The organism is Litorihabitans aurantiacus (assembly GCF_030161595.1).
GTDB classification, from domain to species: Bacteria; Actinomycetota; Actinomycetes; order Actinomycetales; family Beutenbergiaceae; genus Litorihabitans; species Litorihabitans aurantiacus.
The window spans coordinates 1,995,651-2,014,446 of record NZ_BSUM01000001.1; the positions used below are offsets into that span (position 1 = coordinate 1,995,651).

Below are 18,796 nucleotides of genomic sequence, written 5' to 3' on the forward strand. Positions count from 1 at the left end.
CGCCCCACCCGGCACGGACGTCCGCCGGGTGCGCCACCGGCCGCAGGCCCGGAACGGAAGGACGCGCGAGACCGTATGAGGTACACCTCCACCTCCGACGCACCCGTCGAGGAGCCGGACACCAGCACGGGTCCGGCCGACACCGACGACGGCGCGAGCGCCACCTCGCCCGACGCCTCCGACCCGGTCGACCCCGGACCGCCCGGCGAGCCCGCCGTCGCCGCTGGCGACCCCGAGTGGGTCGCGGGGGCGACCGAGCGCCCCCGGTCCGGCTCCGTCTTCCGCTGGTCGGCTGCCCTCGTGCTGACATTCCTCGCCGCGACGCTCTTCTTCCCGAGCCAGGCCGAGGCGACCCTGAGCTTCCTGCAGACGCGCGTCATCGCGACCTTCGGCTGGTACTACACGCTGCTGGTCGTCGGTCTCGTGGTGTTCTGCCTCATCGTGGCGTTCGGTCCGTCGGGCCGCATCACGCTGGGCCGGCGTGGCGAGAAGCCCGAGTTCTCGCTCCCGGCGTGGTTCTCGATGGTGTTCGCGTGCGGCATGGGCATCGGCCTGGTGTTCTGGGGCCCCGCCGAGCCGCTCACTCACTTCGTCCAGCCCCGCCCGGGTGTCGAGGGTGAGCCGGAGGAGCTGGCCACCGCGGCGATGACGCAGACGTTCCTGCACTGGGGTCCGCAGGCGTGGGCGATCTACGCCGCCGTCGGCCTCGCACTCGCGTACGCCATCCACCGCCGGGGCAAGCCGCTCTCGGTGCGCTGGACGCTCGAGCCGTGGCTCGGCGACCGGGTCAAGGGCCGCTGGGGTGACGTCGTCGACATCGTCACCGTGCTCGGCACGGTGTTCGGCGTGGCCACCACGCTCGGGTTCGAGCCCTGCAGATCACCGCGGGGCTCGACCACACCGGCATCGTGCCGGCCTCGGCCACCGTCCAGGTGATCGTGGTCGCCGTCGTGACCGTGCTGGCGACGATCTCGGTCGTCTCCGGCGTCGACCGCGGCATCAAGATCCTCTCGAACCTCAACATGGCGCTGGCGGCGGTCCTCCTCGTCGTCGTCATCGCGCTCGGACCGACGCTGTTCCTCCTGCGGGAGACCATCGAGTCGGCCGGCGCGTTCCTCCAGGGCTACATCGGCGAGTCCTTCGAGCTGCTCGCCTACGACGGCGCGGCCGGTGCCGAGTGGCAGCAGGCCTGGACCGTCTTCTACTGGGGCTGGTGGATCTCCTGGTCCCCGTTCGTCGGCATGTTCATCGCCCGCATCTCGCGCGGCCGCACGATCCGCCAGTTCGTGCTCGGCGTCATGCTCGCCCCCACGCTGGTGACCTTCCTCTGGTTCGGCGTCTTCGGCGGCAGCGCCATCCACCGCCAGCTGTTCGGTGCGGGCGACCTCGCCGGGGCCGACGGTGCCACGGTCGACCCCGACTACGTGATGTTCGACCTGCTCGACGGCCTGGGCGGCGGACGCGTCTGGATCGCCCTGATGCTGCTGCTCATCGCGATCTTCTTCGTGACCTCGGCCGACTCGGGCGCGCTCGTGGTGGCGATGCTCGCCACCGGGACGAGCGAGCCGCGCATGTGGTCGCGCATCCTGTGGGCGTTCGGCATCGGCGCCGTCGGGATCGTGCTGCTCATCCGCGGCGGGTTGGCGACGATGCAGACGGCCACGATCCTCATCGCGCTCCCGTTCACCATCGTGATCATCGGCATGATGATCTCGCTCACCCGGTCGCTGCGCGCGGAGAACGAGGCGTTCGCCGAGCGCGAGCGGCAGCGCGACCGCGACGAGGTGGCCGCTCACGTGGTCGAGGCCGTCAGCACCGACCCCGACCTGCAGGGCCAGCTGGTCCGCGGCCTGAACGCCGGCGGCTCCCCCGGTCAAGCGCCGCGTGCGCGACCAGGTCGCGATGGTGCTCGAGCGCCCCTCGGGCATGCGCCCACCGCGGGACTGACCCGGCGGTTACGGTGGACCTCGTGACCTCTGCTGCGCGCATCGCGCTCGTGACCTGCTCCGACCTGCCCGACGGCGATCCGGAGGACCGCGCTCTCGTCGTCGCCCTCGATGAACGGGGCGCGGTGGGGGAGATCGTCCAGTGGGACGCCGCCGACGTCAACTGGTCGGCCTTCGACCTGGTCGTGCTGCGCAACGTGTTCGACTACAGCGCGCGCCGCGAGGAGTTCCTCGCCTGGGCCGAGGGTGCCGCAGCTGCGCAACCCCCTCAATGTGATCCGGTGGAACAGCGACAAGCACTACATCGACGCGCTGGCCCAGATCGGGATGCCGGTCGTCGACACGCGGTGGCTCGAGCCCGACGTCGAGTGGTCCAAGCGCGATTTGCACAACCGGTTCCCGGCGCGCGAGGACTTCGTGGTCAAGCCGGCCGTCTCGGCCGGGTCCGCCGACACCGGCCGCTACACCGCGACCGACGCCGACTCCCGCCGCCTGGCGATCAACCACGCCAAGCGGCTGCTCGACGCCGGCCGCAGCGTGATGGTGCAGCGCTACATGCCGGAGATCGACACGTTCGGCGAGAGCGCGCTCGTGTTCCTGCACGGCGAGTACTCCCACGCCATCCACAAGGCCGCCATGCTGGTGGGCGAGGACACGGGCGAGGACACCGGCTACACGCGCGAGGCCATGGAGCCGTGGCAGCCCTCCGAGCTGGAGATCAAGGCGGCGCAGGACATCATCACGCAGGTGCGCCGGCTGGTGCCGGGCCGCTCCATGAAGTCGCGCCCGCTCCTGTACGCGCGCGTCGACTTCGTCGTCCGCGGTGACAAGCCGCCGCTGCTCATGGAGCTCGAGCTCGTCGAGCCGTCGCTGTACGCCTCGCTGGCGCCCGGCGCGCTGGACCGCCTCGCGAGCGCCATCCTGCGCGAGGTCGCCTACGGCAACGACGCGAACAACGACGTCTCGGCGCTCGCACACGCCTGACCCGGGCGGGACAGGAGCCGCCCGGCATCGGGACGCGGTTGCGCGCCACGACGCCTAGGGTGGGGTCGTGACTTCGCGTGCCGTGGACCCCATCGTCTGGATCGACTGCGAGATGACAGGGCTCGACGGTCGGCTCGACGCCCTCGTCGAGGTCGCGGTGATCGTGACCGACTCCGACCTGACACCCCTGGCCGAGGGCATCGACATCGTCATCGCCCCGCCCCCGGGCTCGCTGGAGCGGATGAACGACGTCGTGCGCACGATGCACACGACGTCCGGTCTCCTGACCGAGCTGGAGCACGGCGTCCCGCTCGAGGAGGCGCGTGCCCGCGTGCTCGAGTACGTCCAGGGCCTCGTGCCGGAGGCGCGCAAGGCGCCCCTGGCCGGGAACTCGGTGGGGACCGACCGAGTCTTCCTGGAGCGGGACATGCCGGAGCTGGTCGAGCACCTGCACTACCGGATCATCGACGTCTCCTCGATCAAGGAGCTCGCACGCCGCTGGTACCCGCGTGCCTACTACGCCTCCCCGAAGAAGAACGGCGGGCACCGCGCCCTGGCGGACATCGCCGAGAGCATCGACGAGCTGCGGTACTACCGCGCGGCTCTCTTCCCCGACGGCGACGGTCCCTCCTCCTCGGACCTGCGCAAGCGCGCGGCGCTCGTCACGGCGAGCCCGACGCCCGCCGTCGTGACGGAGGAGACGGCCTAGACCCGACCCCCGCCCGGACGCGACGAAGGCCGGTTCCCACGGGGGAACCGGCCTTCGTCGTCCTGGGGTGAGTAACGGGACTCGAACCCGCGACATCCGCGACCACAACGCGGCGCTCTACCAGCTGAGCTATACCCACCATGCGCGTGCTGCGAAGCAGCGCCGAACAAGTGTAGCCCGTCCGCGGAGCGCTCCGCGCCACACCCGGGCAGGTATAGCGTTGTCCGGGCGCCGGTCACCGGGCCGTGCCCACACGACACGCGAGGAGACGCAGCGATGGCCAAGCTCGAGGTGGGCGACGTCGCCCCGGACTTCACCCTTCCGGCCGCCGGTGGCGGGAGCGTGAGTCTGAGCGAGCTGACCGCGGCCGCCGAGAAGGGCGTCATCGTCTACTTCTATCCGGCCGCCGGGACGCCGGGCTGCACCACCCAGGCGTGCGACTTCCGCGACTCCCTCGCGTCGCTGCAGGGGGCGGGCTACACCGTCGTCGGCATCTCCCCCGACGCCGTGGAGAAGCTGGACGCCTTCGCCGAGCGCGAGGGCCTCGCCTACCCCCTCGCCGGCGACCCCGACCGGGGCGTGCTCGAGGCGTACGGCGCCTACGGCGAGAAGACGATGTACGGCAAGACCGTGACCGGTGTGATCCGCTCGACCTTCGTCGTCGCCCCCGACGGGACGCTGACCCTGGCCCAGTACAACGTGCGCGCGACCGGTCACGTGGCCAAGCTGCGCCGCGACCTCAAGGTCGCCTGACCCCGTCCGCCGCGCGTACGCGGCGGTCCCCGGCGCGAGTGGCGAAACTGGCAGACGCGCAGGATTTAGGTTCCTGTGTCTTCGGGCGTGCGGGTTCGAGTCCCGCCTCGCGCACCATCCTCGCCCGAACCTACGGCACCGTAGGTTCGGGGTAGGCTCGAGCACGACGGGCGCCGTTCCGGACCCGCTGCGGCTGAGAAGTCGTTCCGTTGAGACGACAGGACCCGCATGACGACTTCCCGCACCACCACGCTCCCCCGCGATCCTCGCAACGCCGTCACGAGCACCTACGCCGCGCTGTCTCGGCAGGTCAAGGAGCACGGCTTGCTCGCGCGGGCACCGCGGTACTACGCCGTGCTGATCTCGACGCTCGGCCTCGCTCTCGGCGGCCTGGTGACGGGTTTCGTGCTGCTGGGGCAGTCGTGGTTCCAGCTCCTCATCGCCGGCGGGCTCGGACTCGTCCTGACCCAGCTCGCCTTCATCACGCACGAGATGGCGCACCGAGCCGTGTTCGCGTCGGGCCCCACGAACGACCGGTGGGGTCGACTGATGGCCAACGCCGTCGTGGGCATCTCCTACACCTGGTGGATGGCCAAGCACACCCGCCACCACGCCAACCCCAACCACGTCGGCAAGGACCCCGACATCGAGCCGGACACCATCCTGTTCCGCGAGGAGGACGTCGAGCGCCGCTCCGGCCTGCGCCGCTGGCTGACGCGGTTCCAGGGCTACGCGTTCTTCCCGCTGCTGACGCTCGAGGGCCTGAACCTGCACGTCACCTCGGTCCGCTCCGTGCTGCGCACCGAGCGGGGTTCCGCCCGGGTCGTGGAGCTCAGCACGATCGGGCTGCGGCTGGTCGCCTACCTCGCCGTCGTCTTCTGGATCCTCCCGCTGGGGATGGCGTTCGCCTTCGTCGGGATCCAGATGGCGGTCTTCGGGGTCTACATGGGCGCCAGCTTCGCGCCCAACCACAAGGGCATGGCGGTCGTGCCGGCCGGCAGCAAGCTCGACTTCCTGTCCAAGCAGGTCCTGACGTCGCGCAACATCGTCGGTGGCCGGTTCATGAACGTGGTGATGGGGGCCTCAACTTCCAGGTCGAGCACCACCTCTTCCCCAGCATGGCGCGGCCGCACCTGCTCGCCGCCAGCCGCCTCGTCCGCGCGCACTGCGCGTCGATCGGGATGCCCTACACCGAGGTCTCGCTGGCGGAGTCCTACCGGATCGTGGTGGCCTACCTCAACCGGGTCGGGCTCGGCGCGCGCGATCCGTTCGACTGTCCCACGTTCCACACGCTGCGACGCGTGTGAGCGCGCGGATCGCCTCGGGTGCGACGGATCGCGTGCCGGGCGTCGCGCCCTGGGCGCGTGTGAGCGCCGTCGTCGCGCCCGTGGCGATGATCGGGGGCTGGCTGCTCGCGGAGTCGCTCCAGCCGTCGTTCGATCCCGTGACCGAGACGATCAGCGCCCTGGCCGTCGCGACCCGGACGACGCCGTGGGTGCTCGGCGTCGCCCTCGTGACCACGGGTGCGGCGCACGTCGTGACAGCGCTCGGCACGCGCCGTCTGCGACCCGCCGCCCGTGCGGTGCTGGCGCTCGGCGGGGTGGCGACGGCCGCCGTCGGGCTCCTGCCGGTCGATGCGCACCCGCAGGCGCACGGCGTCGCCGCCGGTGTCGGGTTCGGGGCGCTGGCGCTGTGGCCGGCGCTCACCGCGCGACGTGCGCGGTCCGGCGGCACCGGCGTCGAGCGGCCGCTGCCCGCCCTCGGAGGGACCGCGCTGCTGACGGCGCTGGTGGTGGTCTTCGTCGTCACCCTCGCCTCCGGTTCCGGGCCGATCGGGCTCACCGAGCGGCTCGCGGCGGGGGCGCAGTCGCTGTGGCCGCTCCTGGTGGTGCTGGCGCTGCGCCGTCGTGACCGGCGGGGCTGATCGGGAATCCTCTCGGCGAGGGTCGGCAATCCTCTCGCTCGGGTTGGGCGGGGCGGTGTGGTTCTCGCGAGGGTTGCCCAAGCAGGGCGCGAGGCGCAGGGTGGGTGGTGCGAGCATCCCGCAGACGAAGGAGGAAGCCGTGGCACGACGTCGTGATCCCGGGCCGAGCGTGAAGGACCCCGAGCTGTACGAGGCCCTGCGCGAGGACGGCAACAGCAAGGAGAAGTCGGCGCGCATCGCGAACGCGGCCGCGGCGCGCGGCCGCGACGAGGTCGGCCGCAGCGGCGGCGAGTCCGGCAGCTACGAGGACTGGACCGTGGCAGACCTGCGGCGGCGTGCGGCGGAGCTCGACGTCGCCGGCCGCTCCTCGATGCGCAAGGCCGAGCTGGTCGAGGCGCTGCGCTCGCACTGACGAGACGCCTCGCCCGCCGTCGCCGGACGCGGTGGTAGGAATGAGGGGTGAGTGACGTGCGCGCCGACGACCTGGGCCCCTGGCTCTCCCCCGACGACCTGGATCTGGTGCGCCGCAAGGTCCCGATGGTCTACATCGACGTCGTCCCCGTGCGGCTCGACGTGGACGGGTCGCTCCTCCGGGTCGGCACGCTGCTGCGCAGCCCGCGTGAGGGCGGTCTGGCCCGCGCGGTCATCTCCGGGCGCGTGCTGCTGCACGAGAGCGTCCGCACCGCGATCACGCGCCACGTCGAGAAGGACCTCGGCTCGATGGCCCTGCCCCGCGTCCCGGCGTCGCCCCAGCCGTTCACGGTGCAGGAGTACTTCCCCACCGCCGTGCCGCACGCCTTCCACGACCCGCGCCAGCACGCCGTCTCCCTCGCCTACATCGTCCCCATCGAGGGTGACGCGACGGCGCAGCGCGACGCCATCCAGCTCGCGTGGCTCACGCCCGAGGAGGCGGTGGACCCCGCCGTGCGCGGCGAGTGCGTCTCCGGGCACGCGGCCCTGCTGTCGGGCGCCGTGGCCCACCTCGGTCGCCTCGGCTGAGGTCGCGCCCCGGGGCCGTCCGGGGGCGCGATGTCAGGCGACGTCGCCGACGAACAGGTCGAGGTGACGGCACCTGCGGCACGCGAACGCGCGGATCTGGAACCGCTGCTTGCCCATCCGGCGGGCGCCGCCGAGGATGCCGAGCTCGAGCGGACCGGGGATCCAGCGCGCGTTCCCGCGCGAGCCCTCGCCGTTGTCCTCGATGAAGCCCTCGTCGAGCGCGTCGTGCCCGCACGAGGAGCACACGGGGCCGGGCGTGGCGTCGGCGGGGGCGCCGTCGGTCGGTGCCGGCTGCGGGGCCGAGTGGTTCTCCGGCGGGGTTCCGTAGAGGCTCATCGCCCCTGTCTACCGCACCCGAACCGCCCCGTGGGGTGCGGGTGTGGCACCGTGGAGCGGTCAGGAGTCCCCGCCGAAGGAGCACCGATGACCCGCCCACCCCGTCGCCGCACCCGCGCCGCGCACCTGCGTCTCGTCCCGCCGGGTGCGATTGGTGCCGTGCTGCTCGCGCTCGGCCTCGCGGCCTGCACGCCGCCGTCCGACGGCGAGCCTGCGACGTCGCCCACCGCCTCGGGGTCGAGCGAGTCGGACCAGCTGCCGGCGACCACGCCCGCGACCGCTCCCCCGGCGCCCGCGACCGCGCCCGGCGAGGTCGCTCGCTCCGTCCACGTCCCGGAGAACGCCGACGGCGTGCCGGAGACGGCCGACACCTCGAGCGACGTCGTGGCCACCGAGGGTCGCTACGCCGTCGCCGGCGCCTGCTCCGGGGATCCCGCCGAGATGCCCTTCACCCTGTCCACAGCCGCCCCCGACCAGGAGCGCGCCACGCTGCTGGAGGGGTCGATCCCCTGCGACGGCGAGGTGATGGACGACGGCTTCGACTACCAGTTCGCCTACGACGGCCCGGTCCAGCTGACCATCACCCGGACCGACGGTCTCACCGGCGGGTGGGTGACCCTGACGGCGCGGAGCTGACCGGACGCGGCGCGCGCCCGGCTCGCGTCAGTCCGGCGCACCCAGGTCGATCGTCGGCCAGTCCGCGTAGTCCTCGCGCATGAGGCGGTCATGGGTCGCGACGACGACGGCGCACGCGACCCACCGCAGCCAGGTCGTCATCGAGTCCACGAGGTCGACGGCGAGATGGTTGGTCGGCTCGTCCATCAGCAGCACGTGCGGGGCCGTCATGAGCACGAGCGCGAGGTCGAGCCGGCGCCGCTGCCCCACCGACAGCTCCACGACCGGCCGGTCGAGGTCCGCCTCGCTCAGCAGCCCGGTGGCGGCGATCGGCACGAGCTCGTCGGCGTCCACGCCGCCCCGGGCGACCGCCTCGAGCACGACCCGCGCCGCGACGTCGAACCCGGTCTCCCGCCCGCGCACCTCGAGCCGGCTCTCCTGCCACAGAACGCCCACGCGCACGTCCGGCGCCGTCGCCGCCTGCGCGAGCAGACCGAGCAGGGTCGACTTGCCGCGCCCGTTCGGCCCCACCAGCAGGAGCCGGTCCTCGCGCCCGACGGCGAGCATGAGGTCGCCTCGTTCCAGCCGACCGGGCACGTGCGCGCCGGGCAGCAGGAGCAGCGGCGCGTTGCCGTGACCGTCGGGTTCGCCGCCGAGGTGCGGCCACGCCACCTCGGGCGGCGGGGGCGGCACGGCGACGGCGCGGGCCTCCAGCTCGCGCAGCTGCCGGTCCGCGGCGGTGATGTGCTGCTTGGCGCGCGTGCCGCGGCGGTTCTTGTTCGACCCCTTGGGCGGTCGCCACTCGTCCGACAGCCCCTCGTAGGCGGTGTCGCGGCTCCAGAACAGCTGCTCGAGACGGCGCTGCTCCGTGCGGAACCGGGTGCGCCAGCGCGCGAGCGCCGCGTCCTTGGCGGCGCGGTAGTCGGCGTAGTGGAGCGCGCCGTAGCGGGTGGGTGGGCCGGCCATCGTGGAGTCCAGATCGAGGATCTCGGTCACGACGTCGTCGAGCAGCTGCCGGTCGTGCGTCACGAGCACCACGGCCCCCGGCCAGAGGGCGAGGCGGTCCGTCAGGTGCTCGATCGCGGCGAGGTCGAGGTGGTTGGTCGGCTCGTCCAGGAGCAGCACGTCGGAGCGCTCGGCGAGCGCGCACGCCAGGTGCACGCGGTAGCGCTCCCCCACGCTCATCTCGGCGAGCCGCGTCGACGCCTCCCGCGGGGCGCCGAACCGCGTGAGGGCCTCGTCGAGCTCGCGGTCGGCGTCCCAGGCGCGCATCTCCTCGAAGGCGGCGACGGCGTCGGCCACCTCGGCCAGCGCGCGGCGCTGCGCCGCGGCGGCGCCGGACACGCCGGGGGTGTCGGCGCTCTCCACGGCTCCGGCGGCCTCGGCCGCCTCCTCCAGCCGCGTCTGGGCGGCGCGCGAGCGCTGCATGCTCGCGGCGAGCAGCTCCCCCAGCGTCTCGTGCGGCGAGACCTGCAGCTCCTGCGCGACCATCGTGAGCGTGCCGCGCCGTCGGACCGCGCCCGCCTGCGGGTCCAGACGACCGGCGAGGATCTGCAGCAGCGTCGACTTGCCGCTCCCGTTCTCGCCGACCAGCCCGATCCGGTCGCGCCCGCCGACCGTGAGGGAGACGTCGGCCAGCACGGGTCTGGCGGGGTAGCCGAAGGCGACGCCGCGTGCGGAGACGAGCGCCCCGGTCACGTCGGCTCCCCGATCTGCTCGAGGTGGTGGTCGCGGTGCGGGAGCCAGCGCTGCGCCTCAGCGGGGGTGGCCTCCGCGAGCGCGCGGCTCCAGGCGTGCGTCCGGTTGACGGCGTGCACCCGCTCCACGTGCGGCCACAGCGCGGCACCGACGGCGTGGTCGATCCCCCAGGCGTCGCAGTACGCGGCGAGGACCTCGCCCCAGACCGCGTCGTCCGCGATGGCGCGGCGGGGGACGGCGAGGACCTCCGGGGCGCAGCTCAGGTCCGAGTCGCCCAGGTCGAACAGCTGCAGCGGGCGCGAGGCGGTGCCGGCGGCGACGTTGCCCGGGTGGAGGTCACCGTGGTTCCACGTCACGGGGAACGGCGAGTCCAGGAGCGCGGCGGCGGACTCGCGCACGGCCGGGCGCAGGCGGCGCAGGCGCGCGGTGCGCCCGCCGTCGTCGTGCGCACCCGCCTCGACGAGGTCCTCCAGACGCTCGAGGGCGGTGGTGGGTGACCCGTCGGGCAGACCCGCCGCGACCAGGGCGTCCGCGTGCGCCAGCAGCTGCTGCTGCGCCCTCGCGGCGAGCGCGACGACGTCGCACCAGCTCCCGGCGTCGTCCCGCCCCTGGTCTCGCATCGAGGGGCCGTGGTCGGCGGTGAGGAAGCGGCCCGACACCGGATCGACGGCGAGCGGCGCGTCGACGACCTCGGGAGCGATCCGTGCGATCAGGGACAGCACGCGCCCCTCGTGCGCGAGCGCCGCGCAGCCCTGCTTGAGCCAGACGGGGGTTCCTGCGGTCACGGTGTCGGGGTGCGCCGTCGCCGTCAGCACCACCTGCGTCGACCAGGGCCGCACGCGCACCTGGCGGGCGGGTCCGACCAACCTCCGGCCGAGTCCGCGCAGCGCGGTCGCGGCCCAGGTCGTCGCCTCGTCCAGCCAGACGCTGCCGCCGACGACCACGCTGAATGCCGGCCGCGTCCCCTCCGACAGGACGGTCACGACGGCGGGAGCGCCGCCACGACGTCCGGCGCGATCGCGCGGAACGCCTGGCCGCGGTGGCTGATCGCGTTCTTCTCCGCGGGGCTGAGCTGCGCGCACGAGCGGGTCTCGCCGTCGGGCACGAGGATCGGGTCGTAGCCGAAGCCGCCCTCCCCCGCGCGCTCGCGCAGGAGCGTGCCGGCCAGCCGGCCCTCCCGGACGACCTCGTGCCCGTCGGGCGTGACGAGCGCGGCGGCGCAGACGAAGGCGGCGCGGCGGTGGGCGTCGCGGACGTCGCCGAGCTGCGCCAGGAGCAGGTCGAGGTTGGCGGCGTCGTCGCCGTGACGCCCCGCCCATCGCGCGGAGAAGATGCCCGGTGCGCCGCCGAGGACGTCGACGGCGAGGCCCGAGTCGTCGGCGAGCGCCACCAGGCCCGTGGCCGCGGCGAGCGCGCGCGCCTTGAGGAGCGCGTTCTCCGCGAACGTGACACCGTCCTCGACGACGTCGGGCACGTGGGGGTAGGCGTCCGCACCGACAACGGCGCCGTCGTCCAGGCCGGGGAGCGCGCCGTCGGGCCCCGTGAGGATCGCGCGGAGCTCGCCGACCTTGTGCGCGTTGCGGGTCGCGAGGACGAGCTGGGGCGGGGTGGGGCTGGTGCCGGCGTCCACGGACGTCACGCGCGGAACCCGGCGGCGGGGGCGGCGAGCGCCTCGGCCTGCAGGCTCGTGAGCTCGGCGGTGCCGGCGAGCGCGAGGTCGAGCAGCCCGTTGAGCTCGTCCCGGCGGAACGGGACGCCCTCGGCGGTGCCCTGCACCTCGACGAACTCCCCGGAGCCGGTGACCACGACGTTCATGTCCGTCTCGGCGCGCACGTCCTCCACGTAGGGCAGGTCGAGGAGCGGCACGCCGTCGACGATCCCGACGCTGACGGCGGCGACCGAGTCTCGCAGGACGGTGCCGGGCTTCACGTGACCCTGAGCCTGCCCCCAGGCGACGGCGTCGGCGAGCGCGACGTAGGCGCCCGTGATGGCGGCGGTGCGGGTGCCGCCGTCGGCCTGGAGGACGTCGCAGTCGAGCACGATCGTGTTCTCACCGAGCGCGGCGACGTCGATCACGGCGCGGAGGCTGCGGCCGATGAGACGGGAGATCTCGTGCGTGCGGCCGCCGATCTTGCCGCGGACCGACTCGCGGTCGCTGCGGCTGTTGGTGGCGCGCGGGAGCATGGCGTACTCGGCGGTCACCCAGCCCTCGCCGCTGCCCTTGCGCCAGCGCGGCACGCCAGACGTGAACGACGCCGCGCACAGCACGCGGGTGCCGCCGAACTCGACCAGGACGCTGCCCTCGGCCGAGTCCAACCAGCCCCGCGTGATCCGAACGGGGCGGAGCTGGTCGGGCGTGCGGCCGTCGGCGCGGGTCTGCTGAGTCATCCCCCCAGGTTACGGGGCGGCCCGGCCCTCCCCGAGCGGCGGCGATCCTCTCGGGGAGGGTCGCCAGACCTCTCCGCGAGGGTCAGCAATCCTCTCGGGGAGGGTCAGTAGTCCTCTCGGGGAGGGTCAGCAATCCTCTCGCGGTCAGCCGGTGTTCTGGAGGCCGGCGGCCACGCCGTTGACGCTCAGGAGCAGCAGGTGGCGCAGCTCCGGGATCTCCGCCTCGTCGGCGCCGGCCCGCAGGCGCTTGAGCGCGCGCAGCTGGATGAGCGAGAGCGCGTCGACGTAGGGCGAGCGCAGCTGCACGGCACGGCCGAGCACGCGCGAGCTCTCCAGCGGCCGCGTGTGCTGCGTCGTCTTCAGCACCCACTCGCGCGTGAGGCGCATCTCGTCCAGCACGAGCTGCGCGAGGTCGTCGCGGTCGCCCAGCGCCAGGTAGCGCTGCGCGATCCGCTCGTCGGCCTTGGACAGCGACATCTCGACGTTGTCGAGCATCGTGCGCAGCAACGGCCACTCGCGGTAGGCGGCGTGGAGCGTCTCGACGTCGCCGACGGCGGCCAGCGCCGATCCCAGGCCGAACCAGCCGGTGAGGTTGATGCGCGCCTGGGTCCAGGAGAAGACCCACGGGATGGCGCGCAGGTCGTCGAGCGAGTTGACCGACAGGCCACGCTTGGCGGGGCGTGAGCCCAGCGCGAGCAGGCCCACCTCCTCCAGCGGCGTCACCGCGGCGAACCACTGCGGGAAGCCCTCGGAGCGCACGAGCTCGTAGAATCGCTCGCGCGAGACGCGGTCCATCACCTCGGCGACGCCGGCGAAGCGCTCCGCGGCCCCGGCGTTGCGCTGCTCGTTCGAGGGCGCGGACGACATCAGGGTGGCGGCCCCGACCTGGTCGATGTGGCGCGTGGCGATCGCCTTCGTGCCGTAGCGGGCGAAGATGACCTCGCCCTGCTCGGTCAGCTTGAACCGACCGTCGACGGAGTGCGGCGGCTGCGCGAGCACGGCGCGGTTGGCCGGGCCGCCACCGCGGCCCAGGGCCCCGCCGCGGCCGTGGAAGAGCGTGAGCTCGAGGTCGTTGGCACGGGCCCACTCCGCGATCCGCGCCTGCGCGTCGTAGAGCGCCAGGGTCGCGGACACGGGTCCGACGTCCTTGGAGGAGTCGGAGTAGCCGAGCATGACCTCGATCCGGCGGCCGGTGGCCTCGAGCCGGGCCTGGACGGCGGGCTGCTCGAGCGCGGCGGTGAGGATGTCGACGCTGTTGTGGAGGTCCTCGAAGGTCTCGAACAGCGGGATCGCGTCGATGACCGGCGGGGTGGAGCCGTTCGACGCGAGCTCCGCGAGGCGGTAGACCGCGGCGATGTCAGCCGCGTCCTGGGTGAAGGAGACGATGTAGCGGCGCGAGGCCTTCGGCCCGAAGCGCCGCTGGATGCGCCCGAGGATCCGGTAGGTCTCGAGCACCTCCCGCGAACGCTCGGACAGGTCGCCGTCGACACCGACGCGGTCGATCTCCTCGAGCGTCTCGCGGTGCACCTGCGAGTGCTGGCGCACCTCGAGCTCGGCGAGGTGGAACCCGAAGGTCTCCGCCTGCCAGATCAGGTCCTGCAGCTCGCCGTAGGCGCTGCGGACGTCGCCCGCCGCGGCGAGCGAGGCCTGCACCGTGCGCAGGTCGGTGAGGAACTCCTCCGGGCCGGAGTACGCGAGGTCGGCGTTGCGCTCGCGCGTGGCGGCGACGCGGGCCGCCATGACGAGCAGCACCTGGCGGTGGGGCTCGCCGGGCGAGCGCTCCTCGACGGTGCCGGCGAGGTCCTCCGACAGGTCGCGGTGGCGCTCGCGCAGGTCGCGCAGCTCGCGCGACGGCGGGGTCGTGGACGCGTCGAGCGTGAGCTCGCGCCCGATGCGCAGCGTGTGCTTCTCGAGGCCGAGGAGCACGTGCTCGGCCGCGATGATGGCGGCCTCGCGCGTGATCTTCGCGGTGACGTTGGGGTTGCCGTCGCGGTCGCCGCCGATCCAGCTGCCCAGGCGCACGAACGCCGGCGCGACGGGCGGGGCGACGCCGACCTTCTCGGGCTGCAGGGCCGCGTCGAGCGCGCGGTAGATGAGGGGGATCTGCTCGAACAGCGTGGTGTCGAAGACCGACATCGCCGTGCGCACCTCGTCCAGCGGCGAGGGCTTCGCGGTGCGCACCGGGGCGGTGCGCCACATGACGTCGATCGAGGCCAGCAGCGTGCGGCGGATCTCGGCGCGCTCGGCGTCGTTGGCGCGCGGGTCGTCGAGCAGCACGAGGTTCTCGGAGATGCGCCGGATCGCGGCGGCCACGGCGCGACGGCGGGCCTCCGTCGGGTGCGCGGTCAGGACAGGGCGGAACTCCAGGCGCGAGAGCCGCTCGAGCGTCTCCTTCTCACCGATCTCGCCGCGCAGCTGCGAGATCGCACCGGGCAGCGTGTCGACGGCGGGCAGGATCGCGTCCGGCCCGGAGAAGTCACGGCCGCGCAGCGTGCGCACGCGGTGGTACTCCTCGGCGAGGTTGACCAGGTGGAAGTAGCACGTGAACGCCCGCGCCACCTCCGCCGCGCGCTCGGGGGTGAAGGACTCCACGAGCTCCTCCGCCTTGGCCAGCGAGTCCTCGTCGCTCGCGTAGGCCTCGATGGTCAGGGCGCGCAGGGCCTCGACGTCTGCGAGAAGCTCGGCTCCCCCGCTCTCCGTCAGCACGGTCCCCAGCAGCTCACCGAGCAGACGGACGTCCGCCCGCAGCGCGTCCGGCATCGCCGGGACGGCGCTGCTCCGATCGTCGTGCGTCATCGACTTCCCTTCCTCAGGTCCGGGCAAAGGTTATCCCTCGTGCGCACCTGCCCGGCGCCGTCGACCACCCCGTGGTCCGGAGCCGGTCGGCGGCGCTGCGCAGGTCGCCGGTCGCAATCCGGTCAGGAGTGCGCCAGCACCTGGTCAACCTGTCCGGCGCGGGCGAGCGCGACCGGTCCGTCGTACACGGCGGCGGCGTCGTCGCGGATCCGCTCCGGGTCGGCCCAGGGCTGCAGGTGCGTCAGGAGCAGTCGCCGCACCCCCGCGTCCCGGGCGAGCGCTCCCGCCCGCGACCCGGTCAGGTGGATGCCACGCACCTCGTCCACCCCGTCGGTGAACGCCGCCTCCGACAGCAGCAGGTCGGCTCCCGCCGCGGCGCGCTCGACGCCGTCGCAGCTGTCGGTGTCACCCGTGTAGGTCAGGACCTCGCCGTCGGGGCCCGTGAGCCGGTAGGCGAAGGCCGTGACCGGGTGCCGCACCTCATGCGCGGCGACGCGCAGGGGGCCCACGGCGAGCTCGTCGCCGTCGGCCACGGTCTCGACGTCGAACGTCGCCGCCACGTCCCCGGGCATCTCCATCGAGAGCTCCGCGAGGCGCTCCGCCGTGCCCGCCGGCCCGATGACCCGCACCCGCCGCTCGGGCGGGACGGCACCGCCGGTGCCCAGCACGCTGCCCGGCCCGTAGCGCAGCCAGACGGCCAGGGCCGTCAGGTCGGCGCAGTGGTCGGGGTGCAGGTGGCTGAGGAGCACCGCGTCGACGTCGTGCGGCTGCAGGAGGGTCTGCAGCGGTCCGAAGGCGCCCGAGCCGAGGTCGAGCAGCACGTTCCAGGTGCGGTTGGCTGCCGCGTCGCCCGGCGAGGGAGCGGTGCCGTCGGACTGGACGAGGTAGGACGAGGCGGCCGACCCGGGGCCCGGCATCGAGCCGGAGCAGCCGACCACCGTCAGCCTCATCGGAGGCTCCCGACGGCGCGCGGACCCGCCACCTCGTCGGAGATGCGGGGCAGCTCGCCCGTCACCTCGACGGCGTCGTGCACGGCCGGCACCTCCGGGCCGAGGAACCGGCGCGCGAGCGTGGCGAACGCCCGGGTGTCACCGGTGGCGAGGAACGTGTGCGCGGGCGGGGACGCGTCGTCGTGCCGCAGCAGGTCGGCCCCGACCAGGGTGCGGTACAGGTCCTTGGCGGTCTCCTCGGCCGAGGAGACGAGCGTGACGCCGTCACCCATCACGTAGCTGACGACGCCGGTCAGCAGCGGGTAGTGCGTGCAGCCCAGGACCAGCGCGTCGACGTCCGCCTCGCGCAGCGGCTCCAGGTAGGTGCGAGCGGCCTCCAGCACCGGCGGGCCGCTGGTGATGCCGCGCTCGACCAGCTCGACGAACGCGGGGCACGCCTGCGTCACGAGCTCCAGGTGCGGCGCGGCCGCGAACGCGTCCTCGTACGCGCGCGAGGAGATCGTCGCGGTCGTGCCGATGACGCCGACCCGCCCCGTGCGGGTGGCGGCGACGGCGCGGCGCACCGCCGGGTGGATCACCTCCACGACGGGGATGCCCGCGGGCTCGTAGCGCTCCCGGGCGTCGCGCAGCACGGCGGAGGAGGCCGAGTTGCACGCGATGACGAGGGCCTTGACGCCGGAGGCGACGAGGTCGTCGAGCATCTGCAGCGAGTACTCGCGCACCTGCGCGATCGGTCGTGGGCCGTACGGCGTGCGGGCGGTGTCCCCCAGGTAGCGCACGGCCTCGTGCGGGAGCTGGTCGAGGACGGCGCGCGCGACGGTCAGGCCACCGACACCGGAGTCGAAGATGCCGATCGGGAGGTCGCGCTGCATGCGTCTCAGCGTAGGGCGAGGCACCGACGCCCACCCGGTGGCCGGGTGCGTGGTGCGTCACGTCCGGCGTCGAGGACGGGCGCACCAGGGGCTTCTCAGGCCTCCGGAGCCTCCGGCACCTCGGCGAGCATCGCCTCGATCAACGACTCCTGCAGCCAGGACAGCGCGAGGTAGAGCGACGCGAGCGCTCGGGAGACCTCGTCGGAGGAGGCGGCCGCCACCTCCTCGAGCCGCTCGGCGTCCGCGGAGTCCTGCACGCCGAGGCGCTGCGCCAGCACGAGGCGGACGTCCGTCAGGGCGCCTGCCCAGGCCATGGCCCGCTCGTCGGGCACCCGGATCTCGTCGTGCCGGCCGCGCAGGTCCCACCACACGCGACGCAGCCGCTCGCCCTTCGCGCTGCGGACCGCGTCCTCGGTGAGGCTGCGAACCTCGGCGGCCACGCCGTCGTCCTCGCTCGCGGGCGGGAGCAGCCGCGCCAGGGCGGGGTCGAGGGGGCGCGGGCGGACGCGGCGTCCGACTCGCCCCAGGTCAGCGACGGCAGGCCGTCGTCGTCCGTCGCTTCGGACCCGCCCTCCTCGGGCGGGTCGGAGGCGGAGACGCCGAACCCGAGCAGCTCGGCCACGTCACCGACCACGGAGGCGACGATCGAGCGCTCGGTCTCGTCCATCCGGGTCACGTAGCCGGAGCGCGTGCGGCGGAAGGCGTGCATCAGGCGGGCTGCTCCTCGAGGGTGGCCCACAGGCCGTAGGTGTGCATGGCCTCGACGTCGGCCTCCATGCGCTCGCGACCGCCGGTGGACACGACGGCGCGGCCGTCCCGGTGCACCTGCATCATCAGGGAGGTGGCCTTCTCACGGTCGTAGCCGAAGTGGGTCTGGAACACGTAGGTGACGTAGGACATTAGGTTGACGGGGTCGTCCCACACGACCGTGCGCCACCCCCGCACGGGACGCATCTCCTCGACGGGAGCGGGCTGCTCCCACGTCTGCGGGAGGACGGGGGCGGACATGCCTCCACAGTAGGCCGCGGCCCGGCGCCAGGGGTGGCTCGGCGGTGCGGGACGTCGCGCACTAGCATCGGGGCATGGCTCTCACCGACGACGCGATCGGCCAGATCAAGGCCATGATCCAGAGCGGCGAGCTCGCCCCCGGCGACCGGCTCGCACCCGAGCACGAGCTGAGCGAGCGGCTCGGCCTGTCCCGCAGCTCGCTGCGCGAGGCGATCAAGGTGCTCGTGGCGATGCGTGTGCTGGACGTGCGGCGGGGCGACGGGACCTACGTGACCAGCCTGGAACCGCACCTCCTGCTCGAGACCATGGCGTTCGTGCTCGACTTCCACCAGAGCCGCGCCGTCCTCGAGGTGTTCGAGGTCCGCGCCGTGCTGGAGACGGCGACGGCTCGCGCCGCCGCGTCGCGCGCCACGGAGCACGACCTCACGCGGATCGACGCCGCGCTGGCCGGCGTGGAGAGCACGCACGAGATCGAGGACCTCGTCGCGCACGACCTGCGGTTCCACGGCGCCATCGCCGCCGCGAGCGGGAACGGCTACCTCGCCACGCTCCTGGACACCGTCTCCAGCCACACCGTGCGGGCACGCATCTGGCGCGGCATCACGCAGGACGACGCGGTGGGCCGCACGCTGCGCGAGCACCGGCAGATCGCCCAGGCGATCGCGGCCCGCGACGCCGAGCTCGCCGCCGCGCTGATGACCGTGCACGTGCGCGGCGTCGCGCAGTGGATGGAGGAGCGCCTCGAGGACGACGACGCCGCCGCGCCCCCGGCACGACCCCGGTGCGCGGGGCCGGCGCGGAGGGCGCGGCGGGCGGGT

General features: G+C 73.6%; 18 protein-coding genes, 2 tRNA genes and 4 pseudogenes. 13 read left to right on the forward strand and 11 right to left on the reverse strand.

Going from position 1 to position 18,796, the window contains the following annotated elements:
* Positions 1 to 75 precede the first annotated feature (75 nt).
* The 5 genes and pseudogenes from QQK22_RS19285 (at position 76) to orn (ending at position 3,639) form a co-directional block, all read left to right on the forward strand.
* Entirely contained in the window at positions 76 to 936 is an 861-nt protein-coding gene (locus QQK22_RS19285) for a BCCT family transporter (protein ID WP_431310148.1), read from the forward strand.
* Positions 909 to 1,973, forward strand: coding sequence for a BCCT family transporter (locus QQK22_RS19290; RefSeq protein ID WP_431310149.1), 1,065 nt, complete (start codon positions 909 to 911; stop codon positions 1,971 to 1,973). The genes QQK22_RS19285 and QQK22_RS19290 overlap by 28 nt, the downstream gene beginning before the upstream one ends.
* A 23-nt stretch (positions 1,974 to 1,996) precedes the next feature.
* Positions 1,997 to 2,191, forward strand: a pseudogene (locus QQK22_RS19510) (class I SAM-dependent methyltransferase); the annotation flags it as partial.
* A gap of 28 nt (positions 2,192 to 2,219) precedes the next feature.
* On the forward strand, positions 2,220 to 2,930 hold the full coding sequence (locus QQK22_RS09355) for an ATP-grasp domain-containing protein (protein ID WP_284250676.1): 711 nt from the start codon (positions 2,220 to 2,222) through the stop codon (positions 2,928 to 2,930).
* 112 nt (positions 2,931 to 3,042) lie between these two features.
* Complete coding sequence (orn, locus tag QQK22_RS09360; protein ID WP_431310188.1) at positions 3,043 to 3,639, forward strand: oligoribonuclease; 597 nt, start codon at positions 3,043 to 3,045, stop codon at positions 3,637 to 3,639.
* 63 nt (positions 3,640 to 3,702) lie between these two features.
* On the opposite strand, the gene QQK22_RS09365 is transcribed toward orn, so the two are convergent.
* Positions 3,703 to 3,778: transfer RNA gene (locus QQK22_RS09365), tRNA-His, on the reverse strand.
* A gap of 137 nt (positions 3,779 to 3,915) precedes the next feature.
* On the opposite strand from QQK22_RS09365, the gene QQK22_RS09370 reads away from it, so the two are divergent.
* The 6 genes and pseudogenes from QQK22_RS09370 (at position 3,916) to QQK22_RS09395 (ending at position 7,315) form a co-directional block, all read left to right on the forward strand.
* Positions 3,916 to 4,392, forward strand: a complete 477-nt coding sequence (locus QQK22_RS09370) for a peroxiredoxin (protein WP_284250679.1) — start codon at positions 3,916 to 3,918, stop codon at positions 4,390 to 4,392.
* A gap of 32 nt (positions 4,393 to 4,424) precedes the next feature.
* A tRNA-Leu gene (locus tag QQK22_RS09375) sits at positions 4,425 to 4,509 on the forward strand.
* Between the two features lie 111 nt (positions 4,510 to 4,620).
* Positions 4,621 to 5,699 (forward strand): annotated as a pseudogene (locus QQK22_RS09380) (fatty acid desaturase family protein).
* Positions 5,696 to 6,316 carry a DUF998 domain-containing protein gene (locus QQK22_RS09385; RefSeq protein ID WP_284250680.1) on the forward strand — a complete coding sequence of 207 codons (621 nt, stop codon included), beginning with the start codon at positions 5,696 to 5,698 and terminating at the stop codon, positions 6,314 to 6,316. Before QQK22_RS09380 ends, QQK22_RS09385 begins: the two are co-directional and overlap by 4 nt.
* Before the next feature lie 139 nt (positions 6,317 to 6,455).
* Complete coding sequence (locus QQK22_RS09390) at positions 6,456 to 6,728, forward strand: DUF7218 family protein (RefSeq protein WP_284250681.1); 273 nt, start codon at positions 6,456 to 6,458, stop codon at positions 6,726 to 6,728.
* Between the two features lie 47 nt (positions 6,729 to 6,775).
* On the forward strand, positions 6,776 to 7,315 hold the full coding sequence (locus QQK22_RS09395; RefSeq protein ID WP_284250682.1) for a DUF4916 domain-containing protein: 540 nt from the start codon (positions 6,776 to 6,778) through the stop codon (positions 7,313 to 7,315).
* Between the two features lie 33 nt (positions 7,316 to 7,348).
* Here QQK22_RS09395 and QQK22_RS09400 read toward each other — a convergent pair whose 3' ends face one another.
* Positions 7,349 to 7,651: a hypothetical protein gene (locus tag QQK22_RS09400; protein WP_284250683.1), complete on the reverse strand. Its 303-nt coding sequence runs from the start codon at positions 7,649 to 7,651 to the stop codon at positions 7,349 to 7,351.
* An 87-nt stretch (positions 7,652 to 7,738) separates the two neighbouring features.
* On the opposite strand from QQK22_RS09400, the gene QQK22_RS09405 reads away from it, so the two are divergent.
* Positions 7,739 to 8,287 (forward strand): hypothetical protein, encoded by a 549-nt coding sequence (locus QQK22_RS09405; RefSeq protein ID WP_284250684.1) that lies wholly within the window; start codon positions 7,739 to 7,741, stop codon positions 8,285 to 8,287.
* A 27-nt stretch (positions 8,288 to 8,314) separates the two neighbouring features.
* On the opposite strand, the gene QQK22_RS09410 is transcribed toward QQK22_RS09405, so the two are convergent.
* The 9 genes and pseudogenes from QQK22_RS09410 to clpS form a co-directional block, all read right to left on the reverse strand.
* Positions 8,315 to 9,964: an ATP-binding cassette domain-containing protein gene (locus QQK22_RS09410; RefSeq protein WP_284250685.1), complete on the reverse strand. Its 1,650-nt coding sequence runs from the start codon at positions 9,962 to 9,964 to the stop codon at positions 8,315 to 8,317.
* Positions 9,961 to 10,947, reverse strand: a complete 987-nt coding sequence (locus tag QQK22_RS09415; protein WP_284250686.1) for an aminoglycoside phosphotransferase family protein — start codon at positions 10,945 to 10,947, stop codon at positions 9,961 to 9,963. Before QQK22_RS09415 ends, QQK22_RS09410 begins: the two co-directional genes overlap by 4 nt.
* Entirely contained in the window at positions 10,944 to 11,603 is a 660-nt protein-coding gene (gene rdgB, locus QQK22_RS09420) for an RdgB/HAM1 family non-canonical purine NTP pyrophosphatase (RefSeq protein ID WP_284250687.1), read from the reverse strand. The genes QQK22_RS09415 and rdgB overlap by 4 nt, the downstream gene beginning before the upstream one ends.
* The gene (rph, locus tag QQK22_RS09425; RefSeq protein ID WP_284250688.1) at positions 11,600 to 12,352 is read right to left on the reverse strand and encodes a ribonuclease PH; all 753 of its coding nucleotides are present in this window, start codon (positions 12,350 to 12,352) and stop codon (positions 11,600 to 11,602) included. The genes rdgB and rph overlap by 4 nt, the downstream gene beginning before the upstream one ends.
* Before the next feature lie 144 nt (positions 12,353 to 12,496).
* On the reverse strand, positions 12,497 to 15,148 hold the full coding sequence (locus tag QQK22_RS09430; RefSeq protein ID WP_284250689.1) for a phosphoenolpyruvate carboxylase: 2,652 nt from the start codon (positions 15,146 to 15,148) through the stop codon (positions 12,497 to 12,499).
* A gap of 122 nt (positions 15,149 to 15,270) precedes the next feature.
* Positions 15,271 to 16,098 (reverse strand): MBL fold metallo-hydrolase, encoded by an 828-nt coding sequence (locus QQK22_RS09435; protein ID WP_284250690.1) that lies wholly within the window; start codon positions 16,096 to 16,098, stop codon positions 15,271 to 15,273.
* Positions 16,095 to 16,970, reverse strand: a complete 876-nt coding sequence (gene murI / locus QQK22_RS09440) for a glutamate racemase (protein ID WP_284250691.1) — start codon at positions 16,968 to 16,970, stop codon at positions 16,095 to 16,097. The genes QQK22_RS09435 and murI overlap by 4 nt, the downstream gene beginning before the upstream one ends.
* A gap of 95 nt (positions 16,971 to 17,065) precedes the next feature.
* A pseudogene (locus QQK22_RS09445) lies at positions 17,066 to 17,679 on the reverse strand (DUF2017 family protein).
* Positions 17,679 to 17,978, reverse strand: coding sequence for an ATP-dependent Clp protease adapter ClpS (clpS, locus tag QQK22_RS09450; protein WP_431310150.1), 300 nt, complete (start codon positions 17,976 to 17,978; stop codon positions 17,679 to 17,681). The pseudogene QQK22_RS09445 and the gene clpS overlap by 1 nt, the downstream one beginning before the upstream one ends.
* Before the next feature lie 113 nt (positions 17,979 to 18,091).
* Between clpS and QQK22_RS09455 the strand changes: the two are divergent.
* Positions 18,092 to 18,631: pseudogene (locus QQK22_RS09455) on the forward strand (FadR/GntR family transcriptional regulator); the annotation flags it as partial.
* Positions 18,632 to 18,796: the final 165 nt, after the last annotated feature.

Excerpts from the sequence above, each read along its gene's own strand:
- rph (WP_284250688.1), bottom strand. The coding sequence starts at position 12,352 with ATGACTCAGCAGACCCGCGCCGACGGCCGCACGCCCGACCAGCTCCGC.
- QQK22_RS09400 (WP_284250683.1), bottom strand. The coding sequence starts at position 7,651 with ATGAGCCTCTACGGAACCCCGCCGGAGAACCACTCGGCCCCGCAGCCG.
- QQK22_RS09430 (WP_284250689.1), bottom strand. The coding sequence starts at position 15,148 with ATGACGCACGACGATCGGAGCAGCGCCGTCCCGGCGATGCCGGACGCG.
- murI (WP_284250691.1), bottom strand. The coding sequence starts at position 16,970 with ATGCAGCGCGACCTCCCGATCGGCATCTTCGACTCCGGTGTCGGTGGC.
- orn (WP_431310188.1), top strand. The coding sequence starts at position 3,043 with ATGACAGGGCTCGACGGTCGGCTCGACGCCCTCGTCGAGGTCGCGGTG.
- clpS (WP_431310150.1), bottom strand. The coding sequence starts at position 17,978 with ATGTCCGCCCCCGTCCTCCCGCAGACGTGGGAGCAGCCCGCTCCCGTC.
- QQK22_RS09370 (WP_284250679.1), top strand. The coding sequence starts at position 3,916 with ATGGCCAAGCTCGAGGTGGGCGACGTCGCCCCGGACTTCACCCTTCCG.
- QQK22_RS09435 (WP_284250690.1), bottom strand. The coding sequence starts at position 16,098 with ATGAGGCTGACGGTGGTCGGCTGCTCCGGCTCGATGCCGGGCCCCGGG.
- QQK22_RS19285 (WP_431310148.1), top strand. The coding sequence starts at position 76 with ATGAGGTACACCTCCACCTCCGACGCACCCGTCGAGGAGCCGGACACC.
- QQK22_RS09405 (WP_284250684.1), top strand. The coding sequence starts at position 7,739 with ATGACCCGCCCACCCCGTCGCCGCACCCGCGCCGCGCACCTGCGTCTC.